The organism is Streptomyces purpurogeneiscleroticus (assembly GCF_020024005.1).
GTDB classification, from domain to species: domain Bacteria; phylum Actinomycetota; class Actinomycetes; order Streptomycetales; family Streptomycetaceae; genus Streptomyces; species Streptomyces purpurogeneiscleroticus.
Map to the genome: position 1 here is coordinate 1 of NZ_NHSG01000178.1, position 18,162 is coordinate 18,162.

General features: G+C 73.3%; 17 protein-coding genes. 10 read left to right on the forward strand and 7 right to left on the reverse strand.

Features of this window, described 5'->3' with window-relative positions; genetic code table 11:
* The 4 genes from CCS38_RS10880 to CCS38_RS10895 all read right to left on the reverse strand — a co-directional run.
* Window positions 1-1,214: cation:proton antiporter (locus tag CCS38_RS10880; protein WP_223733021.1), on the reverse strand; the 1,214-nt coding region annotated here is incomplete at its 3' end.
* A 2-nt stretch (window positions 1,215-1,216) separates the two neighbouring features.
* A complete protein-coding gene (locus CCS38_RS10885) occupies window positions 1,217-1,687 on the reverse strand; it encodes a cation:proton antiporter regulatory subunit (protein ID WP_030261727.1) in 471 nt (156 codons plus the stop codon).
* Window positions 1,688-1,836: 149 nt separating this feature from the next.
* Window positions 1,837-2,295, reverse strand: a complete 459-nt coding sequence (locus CCS38_RS10890; RefSeq protein ID WP_308050789.1) for an SRPBCC family protein — start codon at window positions 2,293-2,295, stop codon at window positions 1,837-1,839.
* A 154-nt stretch (window positions 2,296-2,449) separates the two neighbouring features.
* Window positions 2,450-2,776: a hypothetical protein gene (locus CCS38_RS10895; protein ID WP_223733022.1), complete on the reverse strand. Its 327-nt coding sequence runs from the start codon at window positions 2,774-2,776 to the stop codon at window positions 2,450-2,452.
* Window positions 2,777-3,149: 373 nt separating this feature from the next.
* Here CCS38_RS10895 and CCS38_RS10900 point away from each other — a divergent pair, with 373 nt between their 5' ends.
* The 9 genes from CCS38_RS10900 (at window position 3,150) to CCS38_RS10940 (ending at window position 14,179) form a co-directional block, all read left to right on the forward strand.
* Entirely contained in the window at window positions 3,150-4,523 is a 1,374-nt protein-coding gene (locus CCS38_RS10900; RefSeq protein ID WP_223733023.1) for a GNAT family N-acetyltransferase, read from the forward strand.
* Window positions 4,524-4,573: 50 nt separating this feature from the next.
* Window positions 4,574-5,809 carry a DegT/DnrJ/EryC1/StrS family aminotransferase gene (locus tag CCS38_RS10905; RefSeq protein WP_223733024.1) on the forward strand — a complete coding sequence of 412 codons (1,236 nt, stop codon included), beginning with the start codon at window positions 4,574-4,576 and terminating at the stop codon, window positions 5,807-5,809.
* Window positions 5,810-5,872: 63 nt separating this feature from the next.
* Window positions 5,873-6,847 (forward strand): glycosyltransferase family 2 protein, encoded by a 975-nt coding sequence (locus CCS38_RS10910; protein ID WP_223733025.1) that lies wholly within the window; start codon window positions 5,873-5,875, stop codon window positions 6,845-6,847.
* On the forward strand, window positions 6,844-8,241 hold the full coding sequence (locus CCS38_RS10915) for an NAD(P)/FAD-dependent oxidoreductase (RefSeq protein WP_223733026.1): 1,398 nt from the start codon (window positions 6,844-6,846) through the stop codon (window positions 8,239-8,241). The genes CCS38_RS10910 and CCS38_RS10915 overlap by 4 nt, the downstream gene beginning before the upstream one ends.
* On the forward strand, window positions 8,238-9,659 hold the full coding sequence (locus tag CCS38_RS10920) for an aspartate aminotransferase family protein (RefSeq protein WP_223733027.1): 1,422 nt from the start codon (window positions 8,238-8,240) through the stop codon (window positions 9,657-9,659). Before CCS38_RS10915 ends, CCS38_RS10920 begins: the two co-directional genes overlap by 4 nt.
* A complete protein-coding gene (locus CCS38_RS10925; protein WP_223733028.1) occupies window positions 9,656-10,081 on the forward strand; it encodes a hypothetical protein in 426 nt (141 codons plus the stop codon). The genes CCS38_RS10920 and CCS38_RS10925 overlap by 4 nt, the downstream gene beginning before the upstream one ends.
* Complete coding sequence (locus CCS38_RS10930; RefSeq protein WP_223733029.1) at window positions 10,078-11,574, forward strand: GMC family oxidoreductase N-terminal domain-containing protein; 1,497 nt, start codon at window positions 10,078-10,080, stop codon at window positions 11,572-11,574. Before CCS38_RS10925 ends, CCS38_RS10930 begins: the two co-directional genes overlap by 4 nt.
* Complete coding sequence (locus tag CCS38_RS10935) at window positions 11,571-13,166, forward strand: FAD-dependent oxidoreductase (protein WP_223733030.1); 1,596 nt, start codon at window positions 11,571-11,573, stop codon at window positions 13,164-13,166. Before CCS38_RS10930 ends, CCS38_RS10935 begins: the two co-directional genes overlap by 4 nt.
* Window positions 13,163-14,179 carry an iron-containing redox enzyme family protein gene (locus tag CCS38_RS10940; protein ID WP_223733031.1) on the forward strand — a complete coding sequence of 339 codons (1,017 nt, stop codon included), beginning with the start codon at window positions 13,163-13,165 and terminating at the stop codon, window positions 14,177-14,179. The genes CCS38_RS10935 and CCS38_RS10940 overlap by 4 nt, the downstream gene beginning before the upstream one ends.
* A gap of 43 nt (window positions 14,180-14,222) precedes the next feature.
* On the opposite strand, the gene CCS38_RS10945 is transcribed toward CCS38_RS10940, so the two are convergent.
* Window positions 14,223-15,548: a sensor histidine kinase gene (locus tag CCS38_RS10945; protein WP_443742951.1), complete on the reverse strand. Its 1,326-nt coding sequence runs from the start codon at window positions 15,546-15,548 to the stop codon at window positions 14,223-14,225.
* Between the two features lie 24 nt (window positions 15,549-15,572).
* On the reverse strand, window positions 15,573-15,944 hold the full coding sequence (locus CCS38_RS10950; RefSeq protein ID WP_223733086.1) for a MerR family transcriptional regulator: 372 nt from the start codon (window positions 15,942-15,944) through the stop codon (window positions 15,573-15,575).
* Between the two features lie 71 nt (window positions 15,945-16,015).
* Here CCS38_RS10950 and CCS38_RS10955 point away from each other — a divergent pair, with 71 nt between their 5' ends.
* Complete coding sequence (locus CCS38_RS10955; RefSeq protein ID WP_223733033.1) at window positions 16,016-17,125, forward strand: alkene reductase; 1,110 nt, start codon at window positions 16,016-16,018, stop codon at window positions 17,123-17,125.
* 72 nt (window positions 17,126-17,197) lie between these two features.
* On the opposite strand, the gene CCS38_RS10960 is transcribed toward CCS38_RS10955, so the two are convergent.
* Window positions 17,198-18,162, reverse strand: a 965-nt coding sequence (locus CCS38_RS10960) for an NADH:flavin oxidoreductase/NADH oxidase (RefSeq protein ID WP_223733034.1), incomplete at its 5' end; no start/stop codon positions are given.

Sequence of the window (18,162 nt, forward strand, 5' to 3'; positions counted from 1 at the left end):
GTCTTCGGGGCGTTCGGCGCCGGTGTGGCGGACTTGCGGGAGGTGATGCCGAAGAGCGGCAGCAGGCCGGTCCGCGCGCGGTTCACCGCCGGTGCCGCCCAGCGCGCGGTCAGCGGGCCGAGGATGACCATGATCAGGACGTAGGCGGTGGCGATGGGGCCGATCCGCGGCTCGACGGCCGTGGTGAGCCCGGCGATGACGATGGAGAACTCACCGCGTGCGACGAGCGCGCCGCCCGCGCGCAGCCGCCCGTTCGGCCCGATGCCGGCGCGCCGGGCCGCGTACCAGCCCGTGAGGATCTTGGTCACGGTGGTGACGGCGGCGAGCAGCAGCGCCGGGAGCAGTACCGGCGGGATGGCGGTCGGGTCGGTGGACAGGCCGAAGAAGACGAAGAAGATCGCGGCGAAGAGGTCGCGCAGCGGCATGAGGAGCTTGCGTGCGCCCTCGGCGACCTCGCCGGACAGCGCGATGCCGACGAGGAACGCGCCGACCGCCGCGGAGACCTGGAGTTCCTGCGCGATGCCCGCGACGAGCACGGTCAGCCCGAGGACGACCAGGAGCAGCATCTCGGGGTTGTCCGAGGAGACCCAGCGGCTGATCAGCCGGCCGTGCCGGAGCGCGAGGTAGAGGACGATGCCCACGGCGCCGAGCGCGATGAGCAGCGTGACGCTGCCGCCCGCGAGCCCGACGCCCGCCAGCAGGGCGGTCAGCAGCGGCAGATAGAACGCCATGGAGAGGTCTTCGAGGACGAGGACGCCGAGGATGACGGGGGTCTCGCGGTTGCCGAGCCGGCCGAGGTCGGTGAGGACCTTGGCGATGACGCCGGAGGAGGAGATCCAGGTGACGCCGGCCAGCGCGACGGCGGCGACCGGGCCCCAGCCCAGCAGCAGCGCGGCGACCGCGCCGGGTACGGCGTTCAGCAGGAAGTCGACGGCCCCGGACGGGTATTGCGTCCTGAGGCTGGTGACCAGCTCGGAGGCGCTGTATTCGAGGCCGAGGAGGAGCAGCAGCAGGATGACGCCGATCTCGGCGCCGACGCCGACGAACTCCTCGCTGGCGTTGAGGGGCAGCAGTCCGCCGTGCCCGAAGGCGAGCCCGGCGAGGAGGTACAGGGGTATGGGTGAGAGGCCGACCCGGCCGGCCAGCCGTCCGAGGAGGCCGAGGACGAGGATGACGGCGCCGAACTCCACGAGCAGTGCGGTGGTCTCGTGCATGGTCAGCCTCCGGCGATGATCGCGGCGAGGGCGTCGACGCCCTCGCGGGTGCCGACCGCGACGAGGGTGTCGCCGATGGCGAATCGGAAATCGGGGCCCGGGGACGGGTGGGCGCTCGTGCGGCGCAGCACCGCGACGATGGACGCGCCGGTACGGGTGCGGGCCCCGGTGTCGCCGAGCAGCCGGCCGCCGTACGGGGAGCGGCTGCCTATCTGGATGTGCTCGGTGACCAGGTCGATGCCGTCGGTGCGGACGGCGTCCAGCGGTGCCGGGTCGATGAGGTGCGCAAGCGCTGTCGCCTCCTCCCGTTCCAAGGGGACCGAGGACTGGCAGGTATCGGGGTCATCGGCCGCGTAGAAGCCGATGAAGCGGCGTCCGTCGTGGTGTACCACCACGGACAGGTGCTGTCCGGCGTGCGTGGTGAAGTCGTACCGCGTGCCGACGCCCGGCAGCGAAGTGCGTCGCGTCCCCATTGTGTCCTCCCCGGGTGCCGCGCCGGGCAGCGCCGTGGCGCGGGCCGGACGCGGCCTCCTTTACCTGATCATTACGCTTTACCCCATCATTACAGATGCTTGGTGAGTACACCGGGGTGTCGCGCCAGGGGGGCTCAGGGGTCCGGCTTTCAGGAGGCCGGCATGTGCCAGGGCTCTTCGGGGAGCGGGCTGCCGGTTTCGAGGAGGGTCTTGAGGTTGGAGAGGACCGCCGCCCAGCCGCCGGCCGCGGCCGCGCGCTCGGCCTCGTCGGCCAGGTTCTCGTGGGTCACGGTGAGCCGGACGATGCCGCCGTACGCCTCGATGCCGAAGGTGACCGTGGACGGGCCGCCGGGCGGCTCCTCCCCCGGCTCGGCCCACGTCGTGACCAGCCGCCGCGGCGGGGCGCTCTCGACGACCAGCCCGACGACGTCGGCGATGCCGGAGCCGTCCGTGCGCTGATGCTCCCAGGGCGAGCCGGTCCGCCAGTCCGAGACGTTACTGTGGCCCCAGTACGCGGCCGTCAGCTCGGGGTCGGTCAGCGCGTGCCAGACCTTCTCCGGCGTGCTCTCGATGTACGTGACGTAGGCAAAGGCCGGTCTCTCGGTCATGGCGTCCTCGGCTCGTCGATTCACGGCGCCGCCGAGCGTATCCGCTGCACCGGCCGTAGCCGTGGAACGAGCAGCCGCCGGAGAGCTGCGCGGCCGTACCCCACCCGGCCGGGCTATCGACCGACGGCCGCTCATGGGACGCGGCCCGCGCGGCTCAGACCTCGGCCGCGATCCAGGCGATGTGCCAGCCGTTCTTGGCGGCGTACTCGGGGTCGATCGCCTGCCGGTCCACGCGCCGCACATAAATGCGGAAGCCGGTCGGGGTGGCGGCATAGACCGTGTTGCCGCCGGTGGTCATCCACATGCGGTCGTCACCGGTGAGGGCCGCGATATACGCGGGCGTCGTGGTGAATTTTCCTTCCGAGGTGTCGACGTCGAGGTACACGCCGTCACCGTTGCGGTCGGGGTAGGCGACCCATCCCTCTCCAGGCGCTGTCCTTCCGGAAACGAGCTTGCCGTTGGTCATCGCGACTCCCGTCACGTCATGTACAGCTCATTCGGCCCTGGCGGCCGCTGTTCCGAGTCTGGTTGGACAGCCGAGCCGCGCAAGGCCGTTCGGGAGAGAATGGCCGGATACGAAAAGCGCGTCACCGGCCCCGGCCGGAATGGCCGGAATCGCCGTTGACCGGGGAGTTCCGGGCGCCGGGGGTTGACAGCCAGGGGCCGTCTCAAGACTGTGGTTAGCAGCCTCTGGCGGCCCCGAATCGGTTCATCGGCGCATGAGGAGACCGCGATCCGGGCCTCGCGGCGGTCCTTTCCGCAAGGCGGTGTCCGCTCCGGCGGAAAAAGACCTCGACATCGGGCAGTACGGCCTGCCCGTCCTCCGCGCCGACTGAATCCCTTTTCCCGTTGTGATGTCCGTACGGACATCAGCCGGAATCGGTCGGAGGTGTCCTGTGCATTCTTCCTCACCATTCTCTTCGGAATCCCTGCCTTCGGAATCGCTGCCTTCGGGATCGCTGCCACCGGAACCGCTGCCTTCGAAACCGCCGTCACCGGATTACGACTTCCGCGCCCCCGACGACTGGTCCGATTTCACCGAGGTGGTGGGACTCGCCTACGGCGGATACGACCATTCACCGGAACACCGCGCGGCCGTCGCCGAGTTGCTGGAGCCCAAGCGCTCGCTCCTCGCATGCGCAGCGGGCCGGCCCTGCGCCACGCTGGCCGGCTACTCCCTGGACATGACGCTGCCCGGCACCGGCCCGCGCCCCGTCTTCGGCATCGGCTACGTGGCCGTCTCCCCCGCGCACCGCCGCCGCGGCCTGATGCGCGACATGATCCTGCGGGTCCTCACCGACCTGCACACCACACAGGCCGAGCCGGTCGCGGTCCTCAACTCCACCGAGCCGGCCCTCTACGGCCGCTTCGGCTTCGGCGCGGCCAGCCAGGCCGTCGCCCTCACCATCCCGCTGGAGGCCCGCGAGCTCACCGAGGGCCCGGCGGACGACGGCCCGCCGCTCACCCTGGAGGTCACCTCGCCCGCCGAGGCCGCGGCGGCCATCGCCGCGGTCTGCCGCGCCTGCCTGGCCGAGCGCCCCGGAATGCTGCGCCGCGAAGGCGCCTGGCTGCGCCGCGCCCTCGCCGACCCGCCCGCCGACCGCGGCGGCGCCGGACGCCTGCTGTGCATGCTCGCGACGGACGGCGCGGGCCCACGCGGCTACGCCCTCTACCGACTCACCGCGGGCTGGACCCACTCCTGCCCCCGGTACACCGTCTCCGTACAGGAGTTGAGCGCCTGCGACCCGGCCGCCTACGCCTTCCTGTGGCGGGCGCTGCTGGACGTCGATCTCAGCGGCACGGTCACCGCGGGCGCCCGCCCGGTCGACGATCCGGTACTGGCCCTGCTCGCGGATCCGCGCAGCGCGGCGCCGACCGTCCGCGACCAGCTCTACGCCCGGGCCGTCGACGTCGACCGCGCGCTGTCCGGCCGCGGCTACGCCGCCGAGGCCGAGGTCGTCCTGGAGGTGACGGACCCGCTCTGCCCGTGGAACGAGGGCCGGTGGCGGCTCATCACGGGCACCACGGGAGCCGACTGCGTCCGGACCCGCGCGCATGCCGATCTGGCGCTCACGGCACGGGAGCTGGGCGCCGTCCTGCTCGGCGGCAGTTCTCTGGTGCAGCTGGCGCGGGCCGGCCGGGTGGCGGAGCTGCGCCCCGGCGCGGTGCGTGCCGCCGCTGCCGCCTTCCGGCACGACCCGGCACCGTACTGCCCCGTCGTGTTCTGACACCCCGTCCACGACCAGCGGTCGCATCCGCCGATCTGAGGAGCCCGCCCATGCCCGGTCCCGGCTACGCCTTCTTCGGGGACGAGGAACGCGCCAACGTCCAGCAGGTATTGAACACGTGGTCGCGCACGACCGCGGCGCCCTCCTACCCCCTCGGAGAGATCACCCAGACCCGGCTGTTCGAGGAGGAGGCCGCGCGCCGCCTGGCGAGCCCGTACTGCCTGTCCGTCAACAGCGGCACCTCGGCGCTGCTCACGGCGCTGGCGGCGCTGGGCATCGGCCCCGGCGACGAGGTCATCGTCCCCGGGTACCTCTACGTCGCCTCGGTCGCCGCCATCGTGCACTGCGGGGCGACGCCCGTCGTGGCGGAGATCGACGAGACGCTGACCCTGGATCCGGCCGACGTCCGGGCCCGCATCACACCGCGCACGAAGGCGCTGATGCCCCTCCACATGCTGGGCGCGCCCTGCGACATGGCCGCGCTGCTGGAGATCGCGGAGGAGCACGGGCTGCTGGTGCTGGAGGACGCGGCGCAGGCGTGCGGCGGGACGTACCGCGGCCGGCCGCTGGGCAGCTTCGGCCGGGCCGGCGCGTTCTCGCTCAATATGTTCAAGGTGGTCACGGCCTGCGACGGCGGGTTCCTGCTGGCCGCCGACGAGCGCACCTTCCAGCGTGCTTACGGCTTCCACGACCACGGCTGGTTCCCGTACCGCGCGGAGGAGGGGTCCGGCGACCGGATGCTGGGGCTGAATCTGCGGATGACCGAGCTGACGGCGGCGGTCGCCCGCGCCCAGCTGGCCCGGCTGGACACCGTCCTCGCCCGCACCCGGGCGCAGCGGGACGCGCTGGCCGCGCTCATCCCCCCGCGGGACGGGGTCGTCCGCCGTCCGTCGCACGACCCCGCCGGGGACTGCGCGACCGTACTGGTCCATCTCTTCGAGGAGCGCGCTGCGGCCGAGGCCGTGGCGAAGCGGCTGGGCACGAAGACGCTGCTGCACTCGCCCAAGCACTACTACGGCGGGCTGCCGGAGCTGCGCGCCCTGGCCGCCGGTGACACCCGGCCCTGCCCGTCCCGGCGCCCGGAACCGGCCTGGCGGCGCCAGGACTTCCGCCCCGGCGCCCTCCCCCGTACCGACGACGTCCTGGGCCGCGCGGTGGCCCTCACCGTGGGCCTGTCGGACACCTATCTGGGCGCGGACGTGGGCGTCACCGTGTTCAGCGGGCCGGACGAGATCGCCGCTGCCGCCGAGCGCTTCCGGGCCACGGCCGACGAGGTACTGGGCTGACGCAGTACGGGCCCCGGCCGGCCCTCGAACCGGCCGGGTCCCCGCCCGACGTGAGGAGACGACATGCCCTCGACCCCGCTGATCAGCGTGGTGGTGCCGTGCTACGACGAGGAGGCGGTGCTGGAGCGGACGCACCGGCGGCTCACCGCCGTGCTGCGCCGCCTCCCGGACTGCGCGCACGAGGTGGTCTACGTCGACGACGGCAGCCGGGACGGCACCTGGCGCACGCTGGCCTCCGTCACCGGCGGCGACCCGGCGGTCCGGCTCCTCCGGCTGACCCGGAACTTCGGCCACCAGCAGGCGATCCTGGCCGGGCTGCGGGCCGCGGCCGGGGACGCGGTGATCACCATGGACGCCGATCTCCAGGACCCGCCCGAGCTGATCCCGGAGCTGGTCGAGCGGTGGCGGGCCGGCTGGTCGGTGGTGTCGGCACGGCGCACCTCGCGGGCCGGGGAGAGCCGCTTCAAGGTCGTCACCGCGCACGTCTACTACCGGCTGCTGGCCGCGCTCGCCGATCAGCCGGTGGCCCTGGACACCGGCGACTTCCGGCTGCTGGACCGGGCCGTCGTCCGGCTGCTCACCGAACTCCCCGAAGGGGAGCCGTACTTGCGCGGCTCGGTGTGCTGGGCGGGGTTCCCGGAGACCAGCGTGGCGTACGAGCGGCTGCCGCGCCCGGCGGGACGGTCGAAGTACTCGCTGCGGAAGATGGCCGATCTCTCGCGGCGCGGCCTGGTGTCCTGCTCGCCCGCGCCCGCCCGGGTGCCGGCCGTCATCGGCCTCACCTGGCTGGGCGGCGCGGCGATGACCGCCGCCGTCCGCCGCCACCGGCTGCCGCTGGCCGCCTGGACGTTCGGCTGCGAGGCGGTGCTGCTGGGCCTGCTCGGCGAGTATCTGCGGCTGGTCCACCGCGAGCTGCGCGGCCGGCCCCCGTACGTCCTGCTGGAACGGCACCCGCCGCAGCCCGCCAGGACCGTGCCGGACGGCACCGTACGACCGCTGGCCGTGGCCCGCAGCGCACAGGACCGGGCGGCGCAATGAGCACCGCGTCCGGCGGCGGCTGGGACGTCATCGTCGTGGGCGCCGGCTTCACCGGGCTCGCGGCGGCACACGAGCTGGGCCGGGCGGGGCTGCGCTGCCTGGTCCTGGAGGCGGACGACCGGGTGGGCGGTCTCGCGGGCACCTTCCCGGTCGGCGGGCGGCAGCTGGAGCGCTTCTACCACCACTGGTTCGCCTCCGACACGGACATCTTCCGGCTCTGTACGGAGCTGGGTTGCGGCCACCTCGTGGAGCGGCACGCGGGCCGTACCGGCTTCTACCACGCGGGCGGCATCCACCGGCTGTCCACGCCGCTGGACGTGGCCCGGTTCGCGCCGCTGCCCGTGGTGGACCGGCTCCGGCTCGGCCGGTCGGTGCTGCGGGCCGGGCGGGTGCGGCACTGGCGGGAGCTGGAGGCACTGACGGCCGAGGAGTGGCTGGTGGGGCTGGGCGGCCGCCGGGTGTACGACCGGGTCTGGCGGCCGCTCCTGGAGGGCAAGTTCGGGGAGTACGCGCCGGAGGTCGGCGCGACCTGGATGTGGACCAAGCTGCATCTGCGCGGCGGCAGCCGCAGCCGTGCGGGCCACGAGGTGCTGTACTACCTGCGCGGCGGGTGCGGCGCGCTGCTGGCCGCCTGGCTGCCGGAGCTGGCCCGGCTGGGGGTCCGCATCCGCACGTCCTGCCCGGTCACGGACGTACTGGCCGGGCCGCGCGGGGTGACCGGTGTACGGGCGGACGGCACACGGTACGACGCGCGGCGGGTGCTGGTGACCACCGCGCCCGGCCCGGCCGCCGCTCTGCTGGCCCGGCAGGAGCCGGCCCACCCCGCCGTCCCCGCCCTCCGGCGGCAGCTCGCCGCGATCCCGTACCTGGCCAACATCTGCCTGGTGCTGGAGAACGACCGGCCGCTGTCGGACACCTACTGGCTCAACGTCACCGACCCCGGCTTCCCCTATGTCGGCGTCATCGAGCACACCAACCTCGACCCGGCGTGGCACTACGGGGGACGGCACATCGTCTACCTGTCCACGTACCTGCCGGCGGACGCCGGGCTGTACCGGATGCCGGACGATCAGGTCTACCGCTACAGCCTGCTCCATCTGCGCCGGATGTTCCCCGCCTTCCGGGAGGAGTGGGTGCGCGGATGGCACGTGTGGCGCGCGGAGCACGCCCAGCCGGTGATCACCCGGTACTACTCGCGGACCGTCCCCGCCACCGAGAGCCCCCTGCCGGGCCTCTACCTGGCCGGCATGGCCCAGGTCTTCCCCGAGGACCGGGGCACCAACTACGCCCTCCGGGGCGGGCAGCGGGCCGGCCGGCTGATCGCCGACCGCATCCGGGCCGCGGCGGCCCGGCCCGCGCACCCCGCCCCGCTCACCACGGGAGCGGCCACATGACCGACCTCTTCACCGCCGAGGACTGCCAGTACATGACGCCGCGTCAGGTGCACGGCCTGTACCGCCGTTACGTCAGCCGCAGCCAGGTGTCGCTGATCGGCTCCTTCGGCTTCGGGCACGACCTGGCGGAACGCGCCGAGGGCTGCTGGATCACGCTGCGCGACGGCCGCCGGATCCTGGACTTCACCGGCGGCATCGGCGTGCTGAACCATGGCCACAACCACCCGCGCATCCTCGCCGCGCGCCGCCGCTTCGCCGAACGCCAGGCGATGGAGGTGCACAAGAACTTCCTCTCCCCCTACGTCGCCGCGCTCTCCCACAACCTCGCGCAACTCCTCCCCGGTGACCTGAACATCAGCTACTTCCCGAACTCCGGCGCCGAGGCGGTCGAGGGCGCGGTGAAGCTGGCGTACAAGTACCACCGCGGCCGCCGCGGCACGGTGCTCCACTCCGACATCGCCTTCCACGGCAAGCTGCTCGGCGCGGGCAGCCTCACCGCGTCGCCGGAGGTGGACTTCCCGTTCCCCGGCCTGCCCGGCACCGACGCGTTCGCCTACGACGACCTGCACTCCTTCGTCCTCGCGCTGGAGCGGCACACCACCGGGGACGGCGCCAGCGATGTGTACGCGGTGGTGCTGGAGCCGTTCAGCGCCTCGGGGCTGCGCGAGTGCTCCGAGGAGTTCCTGCGCGAGGTGCGGCGGCTGTGCACGGAGCGGGACATCGTGCTGGTCTTCGACGAGGTGTACACCGGCTGGGGCCGGACGGGGACGCTCTTCCACTTCATGCGGTACCCGGAGCTGGTCCCGGACGTGCTGACCACCTCCAAGTCCTTCGGCGGCGGCAAGGCGTCCATCTCGGGCTGCATCGCCCGCGAGGCGCTGTTCCGCGCCGCGTACGACAACCTCGCCGACGCGACGCTGCACAGCACCACGTACTACGGCTTCGGGGAGGAGACCGTCACGGCGCTGGAGGCGGTGGCCATCGCGGTCGAGGACGACTATCCGGGCCGGGCCGTGCGGATCGGCGAGCAGCTCGCCGCCGGCCTGGCCCGGATCGCCGCCCGGCACCCGGGACTGGTCGCGGGCACGGCCGGACGGGGCGCGCTGCACGGCGTGTTCCTGCGGGCCGGTCATCCTGCGCTGGACCGCGTACTGCGGCTGCTGCCCGGCTCTTTCGCGCGGGACCCGCGGCTGCGGCTCAAGCTGATCACCGCCGCCGTGATCGCCGCCCTGTATCGGGAGCACGACGTGCTGGCCTTCTACGGCTCCAACCACGGCCTGCCGCTGATCGTGGCGCCCCCGCTGGTGGCCGGGGACAAGGAGGTCGAGGTCTTCCTGGCGGCGCTGGACGCCGTACTGGACCAGGGCGCGCCCCGGCTGCTGGCGGCGTTCGCCAAGGACAAGGCGGTACGGCGATGAGGGCCGCGGCCGCGCTGGAGCGGGCCCTGTCGGCGAGCGGGCTGCCCGCGGTGTGGGCCGCGCGCCATCCGGTACTGCGCGACCGCGCGGTGCGGGAGCGCGCCACCGCCCATGTCGCGGGCAGTCTGCGGGTCCAGCCGCGTCCGTACCGGATCGCGGCCGGGCTCGCCCTCCGCCTCCTGCCACTGGCGTTCCTGCTGGTCACCGGCCGGTGGGTGACGGTGGCCGGACCGGAAGCGCTGGCGCGCGGGAGCGTGCGGCTGGCGCGGCTGCCGGGGTGCGCGCTGCTGCTGCGGTCGGCCGAGGCGCTGGCGCTGTACGGCGGGCTGGACGGCGGGCCGGACCGCCTGGTGGCGGGCTCGGAACCGCCGCCGTCCGGACCGCCCGTGCCGCCCTCCGTCCGGACGGAGGTCACGACATGAGCGGGCGTACGCCACGCGCCGTCGACTGCGAAGCGCTGGTGATCGGTTCGGGCGCGGGCGGGGCGGTCGCCGCGCTGGAGCTGGCCAGGGCGGGCCGCCACCCCCAAGTTCTGGAGGAGGGCCCGCGGGTCTCCCCCGCCGAACTCGCCGCCACCGCACCGGCCGACAGCATGCGCCGCCTGTACCGCAACGCGGGGCTCACCCCGGTCTTCGGCAGCCCCGTCATCCCGTACGGCGAGGGCCGCTGCGTGGGCGGCACCACCGTGGTCAACGGCGGGCTGCTGTGGGAGCCGCCGGCCGGGCTGCTGGACCGCTGGGCGGACGGCCTCGGCACCGACGGCTACCGCGCCCGCCACCTGGCCGGGCATCTGAGCGAGATCTCCCGGCGGCTGGCGGTGGACACGCAGCGGCACGGCGCGGGCAACGAGGACTCCCGGCTGCTGGCCGCCGCGGCCGACGGGCTGGGCTGGGGCTGGACGCTCGCCCGGCGCGCCGCACCCGGCTGCGCGCACCGCAACCGCTGCCCCACCGGCTGCCCCTCCGGCGCCAAGCGGACGATGGCGACGACGTATCTGCCGGAGGCCGAGCGGTACGGCGCGCGGATCGCACCGGGCGTGCGGGCCGTGCGGCTGGAACACGACGGCAGTACGGTGCGCGCCGTACGGGCCGTCGGGCCGGACGGCGCGCCGCTGCGGTACCGGCCGCGTACGGTCTTCCTCGCCGCCGGGGCGGTCGGCAGCGCCGCTCTCCTCCAGCGCAGCGGCATCCACCGCGGGACGGCAGGGCGCGCCATGGCTTTCCACGTCAATCTGCGGCTGCCGGTCCGCTTCGGCTCCGCGCTGCACGCCGAGCGGGGCACCATCTTCACCGCCCAGCTCAGCGAGTTCGACGGGCTGGGCATCCACGTCATGGCCGCCAACCTCACGCCCGGGTCGCTGGCGGCGGCGCTCGCGCGCCAGGGGCCTGCGGTGACCGACGCGGCGCTGGCCGGTCTGGAGCGGATGGCGGTCTTCACCGTGCAGGTCCGGATGACGGGCCGGATACGCGTCGGCCGATTCCCCGGCGCGGGCACCGTGCTGCGCCACCGCCTCACCCCGTACGACGTGGATCTGCTGCGGTTCGCGCTGGTGCGCGCCGCGCGGCTGCTGTTCCGGGCGGGTGCCGTCGAGCTGTACCCGCCGGCGCCCGGGGTGCTGGATTCGCCGCGCGCCGCCGAGGAGTTCGCCCGCCGGTCCGATCCGCGCGGCTGGGACCTGGTCTCCGTGCACGCCATGGCGTCCTGCCCGATGGGGCCGGCCGGGCGGGGCGGGGTGTGCGACACGGACGGCCGCCCGTACGGCTTCCGCAATCTGTACGTCTGCGACGCCGCGGTGCTGCCGGGCCCGACCGGCATCAGCCCACAGGGAACGATCATGGCGTTCGCGCACGAGATCGCCGCCCGGCACCTCACGGCCCCGGTGAGCCCGGTGAGCCCGGTAAGGAGGCACCGATGAAACCGGATGAACCCGCCCACCACCCGGACGTCCCGGGGCTGTTGCGGCCCTCCGGTCCCGAGGTGGACTGCGACATCGCGGTCATCGGCGCCGGCATGGGCGGCGCCACCCTGGCGTACGCGCTGCGCGACTCCGGCGCCCGGATCCTCGTCGTCGAGCGCGGCGACTTCCTGCCCCGGGAAGCGGCGAACTGGTCGCCGCACGCCGTCTTCACCCAGCGGCGGTACCGCAACGCCGAGCACTGGTACGACGCCGGCACCGGGCGACGCTTCCAGCCCGGCGTGCACTACTACGTCGGCGGCAACACCAAGGTCTTCGGGGCGACCCTGCCGCGGTTCCGGGAGGCGGACTTCGGCCCGGTGCGGCACGCCGAGGGCCTCTCGCGGGCCTGGCCCTTCCCGTACGCAGAGCTGGAGCCGTACTACGCCGAGGCCGAGCGGATCTACCGGGTGCACGGCACGGCCGGCCAGGACCCCACCGAGCCCTGGCGGTCCGGCGGCTTCCCGTATCCGGCCGTGCCGCACGAACCGGCGGTCGCCGCGCTGGCCGACGCGCTGCGGGCGCAGGGCCTGGCCCCCTTCGACCTGCCCACCGGCATCGACCTGCGCCCGGACGGGTCGTGCGTGCGCTGCGCCACCTGCGACGGCTTCCCGTGCCTGCTGGGCGCCAAGAGCGACGCGGAGGTGTGCGCGCTGCGGCCCGCGCTGGCCTCGGGGAACGTGTCCCTGCTGACCCGTACCACCGTGACCGGGCTGCGGACCGATCCGCCGGGGCGGCGGGTGACCGTCGCCGCCGCCCGGCACGACGGTACGGAGCTGCGCATCCGCGCCGACCGGTACGTGCTGGCCTGCGGCGCGGTCAACACGGCGGCGCTGCTGCTGCGTTCCCGCACCGGGCGGCCCGAGGGCCTGGCGAACTCCTCCGGGCAGGTCGGCCGCAACTACATGGTGCACAACAGCACCTTCCTCGTCGCCGTCGATCCACGCCGCCCGAGCCGGACGGTCTTCCAGAAGACGCTCGGCCTGAACGACTGGTACCTGGCGAACGGCGCGCACGGCCCCCTGGGCAACGTCCAGACCCTTGGCAAGCTCGGCCCCGCCACCGCCCGCGGCCTCCATCCCCGTCTCCCCACGCCGCTATTGGAGTTCCTCACCGGACACAGCGTCGACCTCTACCTCACGAGCGAGGACCTGCCGGCCCCGGACAACCGCGTCACGGTCGGCCCGAGCGGCGCGATCCGGGTGGCGTGGCGGCCGGTCAACCTCGCCCCGCACCGCGAACTCGTGCGCAGGACCGCCCGGATGATGCGCCGCGCCGGCTATCCCCTCATCTCCGCACGGCGTATGGGCATCGACGTCACCTCGCACCAGTGCGGTACGGCGGTAGCCGGCACCGACCCGGCCACCAGCGTCGTCGACCCGACGTGCAAGGCACACGACCTGGCCAACCTCTGGATCGCCGACAGCTCGTGGTTCCCGTCGTCGGCGGCCGTCAACCCCGGCCTGACCATCGCCGCCAACGCGCTCCGCGTCGCGGAGAAGGTCGTGGAGGAGATCGCGGCGAAGAGCGCGGAGAAGGGAGGACCGCGATGACCGCCCCGCCACTTCAGGACCTGTACTGGCCGCCCGTACGGCCCTTCCGGGGACTGGCCCCCGAGCTGGCCCGGTTCCTGAGCGCGCCGGCCGACGCCCAGGCGGAGCGGCTGGCCCGGCTCCGTACCGACCCCGAGGCGCACGGCCGGTTCCTGCACGAACACCTGGCCACCCTCACCTCCCGGTCCCTCGGCTACCGCGACGGTCCGGCCACCCTCACCCGCGACGACGACCTGGAGATCGCCCTGTTCGCGGCCCGCACCCGGCTGGAGCGCGAACTCTTCGACGCGTGGGCCACGCCGGCGCCGGTACCCGACCTCACCACGCAGGAGGCGGTGGCCGACCACCTGGACGCGCTGGCCGCCGACAACCCCGGCGCCGGCCACCCGCTCTTCCCCTACCTGGCGCGGGACGCGACCCGCGCTCGGATCGAGTACTTCGTGCGCTGCGAGCTGATCCGCAACGAGGTCGTGGACGACGAGGTCGCGCTCCTCGTGGTCGGCCTCCAGGGCAAGCAGAAGGCGGTCGCCGCCGCCAACCTCTGGGACGAGTGCGGCCGCGGCCGGCTGGAGAACTTCCACACGTACTGGCTGCGCCGCCAGCTCGGCTCGGCCGCCGGCTGGGAGGAGCTGGCCCGCTACCGCAACACCCATCCCTGGTACGCCAAGATCACTTCCAACCTGTTCACGGCGCTGCTCACCCGCCCGTCCCGCACCCAGGCCGCGTACGGCTGCTTCTTCGTCTTCGAGAGCTGGGTCGAGCCGCACTTCCGGCTGCTGCTGGAGGGCATGGACCGGGTGGGCCTGCACGACGAGGACACCCGCCTCTACTTCACCGCGCACACCCGCATCGACCCGCGGCACAGTCAGGAACTCTCCGACGGGCTGCGCGCCCAGCGCCCCCGCCTGTCACCCGCCGAGCTGTGCCAGGTGCTGCGCGGCGCCCACCTGGCCGTCGACGCGGGGACGCGCCAGTACGACCGTCTGCTGCGGCACCTCGAAGCCTGGCGGTAGGGGCTCTGGTGCCCGCCACCGCCGACGAGCCACGGGGCCCGCCTCAGCCGGTTGCCCGCGGGGAAGCGGGGAGCGTCGCCAGTACCCGGAAGCCGCCGTCGGCCGGCGCGCCCGTCTCGATGTCACCGCCGGCCAGCCGCACCCGCTCGCCCAGCCCGATCAGCCCGTGACCGCCGCTGGGCAGCAGGGGGCCGCTGCCGTCGGGGACCTCCTCCGCCGGGCCATTGGTGACACTCACCCGCAGCGTCCGCGGCTCGTACACGACACGGATGTCCGTCGTCGCGCCGGGCGCGTGCTTGTGCACGTTCGTCAGCGCCTCCTGCACGACCCGGTACGCGGCCCGCTCGACCGGCTCGGCGAGCGGCCGCGGCTCGCCCTCGGTACGGAGCGAGACGGGCAGCCCGGCGGCCCGGGAACTGTCGGCGAGCGCGGCGATCCGGTCGACGGCGACCCCGGCACCGGGGCGCGCTTCGGGTTCCGCCTCGGCGGCCTCCGCCGGGGACTCGGCGTCCACGGGGCCCGCCCCCTCCCCGCCTCTGAGCAGCCCGAGCATCTCGCGCAGCTCCGTGAGCGCCTGCCGCCCGGCCGTCTGGATGATCTCCGCGGCCTCGGCCGTCACCTTCGGGTCGTGTGCCACCGCGGCCAGCGCGTTCGCGTGCACGACGATCAGACTCACCTGGTGCGAGACGACATCGTGCATCTCCCCGGCGATCCGCTGCCGCTCCTCGGCGCGCGCGGCCTCGGCCAGCAGCCGCTGCTCCCGCTCCGCCCGCTCGGCCCGTTCCACCAGCCCCGCGAGCACGGCCCGCCGTTCGCCCATGTACAGACCGAGAAGCAGCGGCACCAGCATGGCAAGAACAAAATTCACCAGGAACCCACCGAGCAGGGTCCGCGGATGCGACCAGACATCGGCGTTGCCCCAGGGGATGACGTACAGCAGTCCCGCCCCCGCCGTCACCCACACCGTCCGGCGGCTGTGCGGCCCCCGGTACGCGCCCTCGGCGTAGTACGCGCACGGCAGGGCGAAGATCGAGATGTGCAGCGCCTCCGCGACGAACGCCAAGGCGAGCACCGCCTCGGGCACCCGGCGCCGCAGCAGCAGCGGCACCGCGCTCACGCCGGCGAGCAGCAGGTTCGCCCACGGCGCCGCGGGCCCGAGATACGGATTCTTGACGCTGTTCCACACCGACAGCGCCAGCACGGCCACCGTCACGACCACATCCGCAACGACCGGCGACCGCAACGGCTGCCACCCGGAACGCTTCCGCGCCGTCACCGGATGCCCCTCCGACACGACCACCCAGGACCGGATACCCCGGACGGACCGGGCAACGTAACGAACGCGCTCACTGCGACTGCTGGTACTCACCCGGCGAGGATAGGCGGCACCCGGTCAACGGTTCCCCTCATCCACTGACGCCGCCGCGATCACGTCGTCCAGCACGTCACGCGAGCGGACCAGATCGGCGATCATCCGGTCGATGCGCCCCCGCTCCGTCGTGAGGTCGGCGACCAGCCGCGGCGTGGCGATCTCGGACGGCCCCCCGTCGGTGTCCCGCATGCACGGCAGCAGCTGCCCGATCTTCGCGCTGCACAGCCCGGCGGCGAAGAGCTCCTGGATGCGGATGACACGGTCGACGGCGCTGCCGGGAAACTCGCGGTGCCCGCCGGCGGTACGCTCCGCCGTCAGCAGCCCCTGCTTCTCGTAGTACCGCAGCGAGCGCTCGCTCACTCCCGTACGCCGGGCCAGCTCACCGATCCGCATCGCGCACCCCACATCCCAGCCCCTTCTGAGGGCTTGAACCTGACACCGGTGTCAACTTCTACCGTACGGTCATGACGAACACAACACCGGTCGCAACAGCCGCCTCCCGCCTCTTCACCCCGGCTCGACTCGGCCCCCTTCAGCTACCGAATCGCCTGGTCATGGCGCCGCTGACCCGCAATCGCGCCACCGCCGACGGTGTCCCCACCCCGATGATGACCACGTACTACACGCAGCGCGCCTCCGCCGGGCTGATCATCGCCGAGGCGTCCACGCCGAACGCCGTCGGGCAGACGTACCCGAACATCACCGCGATTCACAACGCGGCCCATGTGGCCGGCTGGCGGCAGGTCACCGATGCCGTGCACGCCGCGGGCGGCCGGATGTTCCTGCAGCTCCAGCACGGCGGCCGGGTCGGCCATCCCGACAACAGCGGCCTGGTGCCCCTCGCCCCCTCGCCGATCCCCCTCCCGGAAACGATCCACACGCCCACCGGCCGCCAACCCGCCGTCGTCCCCCGCGAGATGACCACCGACGACATCCGCACCACCGTCGCCGACTTCGCCGCCGCCGCACGCAACGCCCTCGCCGCGGGCTTCGCCGGTGTCGAGGTGCACAGCGCCAACGGCCACCTTCTCCACCAGTTCCTGGCCAAGAACACCAACCACCGCACCGACGCGTACGGCGGCACCGTGGCCGGCCGCATCCGCTTCGTGACCGAGGTGGTCCGAGCCGTCGCCGACGCGATCGGCCCCGACCGAGTGGGCCTTCGCATCTCCCCCGGCAACACGGTCAACGGCATCCACGAATCCGACACCGCCGACATCTACCCGGCACTCATCACCGCACTGTCCGACAGCAACCTGGCCTACCTGCACGTAGCCTTCGCGGACCCCGACCAGCCCACCTACCAACACATCCGCAAGCACTGGCCGGGCACCCTGATCGCCAACCCGGTACTGCCCGACCCCTTCCCCGCCGACGGCGGCAGGCACGAGGCCGAACGCCTCCTCTCCGCAGGCGCCGACCTCATCGCGCTGGGCCGCCCCTTCCTGGCCAACCCCGACCTGGTCACCCGCCTCCGCACGCACGCGCCGCTCAACCCCCTGCGCAACAAGTACCTGATGTACGTGGGCGGCGAGACGGGCTACACGGACTACCCGGCGCTGGGGACGACTTGACCGGCGGGCAACGGCAAAGCGGGGACCGGCGCCCCTCGGACGCCGATCCCCGCTGACACTGACATCACTCGCTCAGGCGCGGTGGTACTGCTGGGCCACGTGCGGCGTGGCGCCCAGCTCGCGGGCGGCCTGCTGGGCGAAGTACGGGTTCCGCAGCAGCTCCCGGCCGATCAGCACGGCATCGGCCTCCCCGTCCACGATGACCTTCTCGGCCTGCTGCGCCTCGGTGATCAGACCCACGGCCCCCACCGGCAGCCCGGTCTCCTTCTTGACCTGCGTGGCGAACGGCACCTGGTACCCCGGCACCGCCGTGATCTTCGCGTCGGGCGCATTGCCACCCGTGGAGGTGTCCAGCAGGTCGACGCCGTGCGCCTTGAGCTCGGCCGCGAACCGCACGGTGTCCTCGGCAGTCCACCCCTCCCGCTCGTCCTCCGCGTTCTCCGACAGCCAGTCGGTCGCCGAGATCCGGAAGAAGAGCGGCAGCTCCTCCGGCCACACCGCACGCACCGCGTCCACGACCTCCAGCGCGAACCGCACCCGGTTCTCGTACGACCCGCCGTACTCATCGGTGCGCCGGTTCGTGAACGGCGACAGGAACTCATTGATCAGGTACCCGTGCGCACCATGAATCTCGGCGACCTGGAACCCCGCGTCCACCGCGCGCCGCGCGGTCTCGGCGAACTGCTCCACGATCTCCTTGATCTCCGCCACGGACAGCTCCACCGGCTCCGTCGACTTCCCGTCGAACGCCACCGGACTCGGCCCGACCGGCTGCCACCCGTGCCCCTCACCGGGGGCAATCGGCGCACCCCGGTCCACCCAGGTCCGCTCGGTGCTCGCCTTACGCCCAGCATGAGCTATTTGCACACCAATGGTCGCACCCTGCGCCTTGACGAAGTCGGTGATCCGACGGAAGGCCGCGACCTGGGTGTCGTTCCACAGCCCCAGGTCATACGGGCTGATGCGACCCTCGGGGCTGACGGCGGTGGCCTCGGTGATGATCAGGCCCGTGCCGCCGACGGCGCGGGCCGCCAGGT

Excerpts from the sequence above, each read along its gene's own strand:
- CCS38_RS10955 (WP_223733033.1), top strand. The coding sequence starts at position 16,016 with ATGACGAACACAACACCGGTCGCAACAGCCGCCTCCCGCCTCTTCACC.
- CCS38_RS10915 (WP_223733026.1), top strand. The coding sequence starts at position 6,844 with ATGAGCACCGCGTCCGGCGGCGGCTGGGACGTCATCGTCGTGGGCGCC.
- CCS38_RS10930 (WP_223733029.1), top strand. The coding sequence starts at position 10,078 with ATGAGCGGGCGTACGCCACGCGCCGTCGACTGCGAAGCGCTGGTGATC.
- CCS38_RS10905 (WP_223733024.1), top strand. The coding sequence starts at position 4,574 with ATGCCCGGTCCCGGCTACGCCTTCTTCGGGGACGAGGAACGCGCCAAC.
- CCS38_RS10920 (WP_223733027.1), top strand. The coding sequence starts at position 8,238 with ATGACCGACCTCTTCACCGCCGAGGACTGCCAGTACATGACGCCGCGT.
- CCS38_RS10935 (WP_223733030.1), top strand. The coding sequence starts at position 11,571 with ATGAAACCGGATGAACCCGCCCACCACCCGGACGTCCCGGGGCTGTTG.
- CCS38_RS10900 (WP_223733023.1), top strand. The coding sequence starts at position 3,150 with ATGTCCGTACGGACATCAGCCGGAATCGGTCGGAGGTGTCCTGTGCAT.
- CCS38_RS10890 (WP_308050789.1), bottom strand. The coding sequence starts at position 2,295 with ATGACCGAGAGACCGGCCTTTGCCTACGTCACGTACATCGAGAGCACG.
- CCS38_RS10885 (WP_030261727.1), bottom strand. The coding sequence starts at position 1,687 with ATGGGGACGCGACGCACTTCGCTGCCGGGCGTCGGCACGCGGTACGAC.
- CCS38_RS10940 (WP_223733031.1), top strand. The coding sequence starts at position 13,163 with ATGACCGCCCCGCCACTTCAGGACCTGTACTGGCCGCCCGTACGGCCC.
- CCS38_RS10950 (WP_223733086.1), bottom strand. The coding sequence starts at position 15,944 with ATGCGGATCGGTGAGCTGGCCCGGCGTACGGGAGTGAGCGAGCGCTCG.
- CCS38_RS10910 (WP_223733025.1), top strand. The coding sequence starts at position 5,873 with ATGCCCTCGACCCCGCTGATCAGCGTGGTGGTGCCGTGCTACGACGAG.
- CCS38_RS10925 (WP_223733028.1), top strand. The coding sequence starts at position 9,656 with ATGAGGGCCGCGGCCGCGCTGGAGCGGGCCCTGTCGGCGAGCGGGCTG.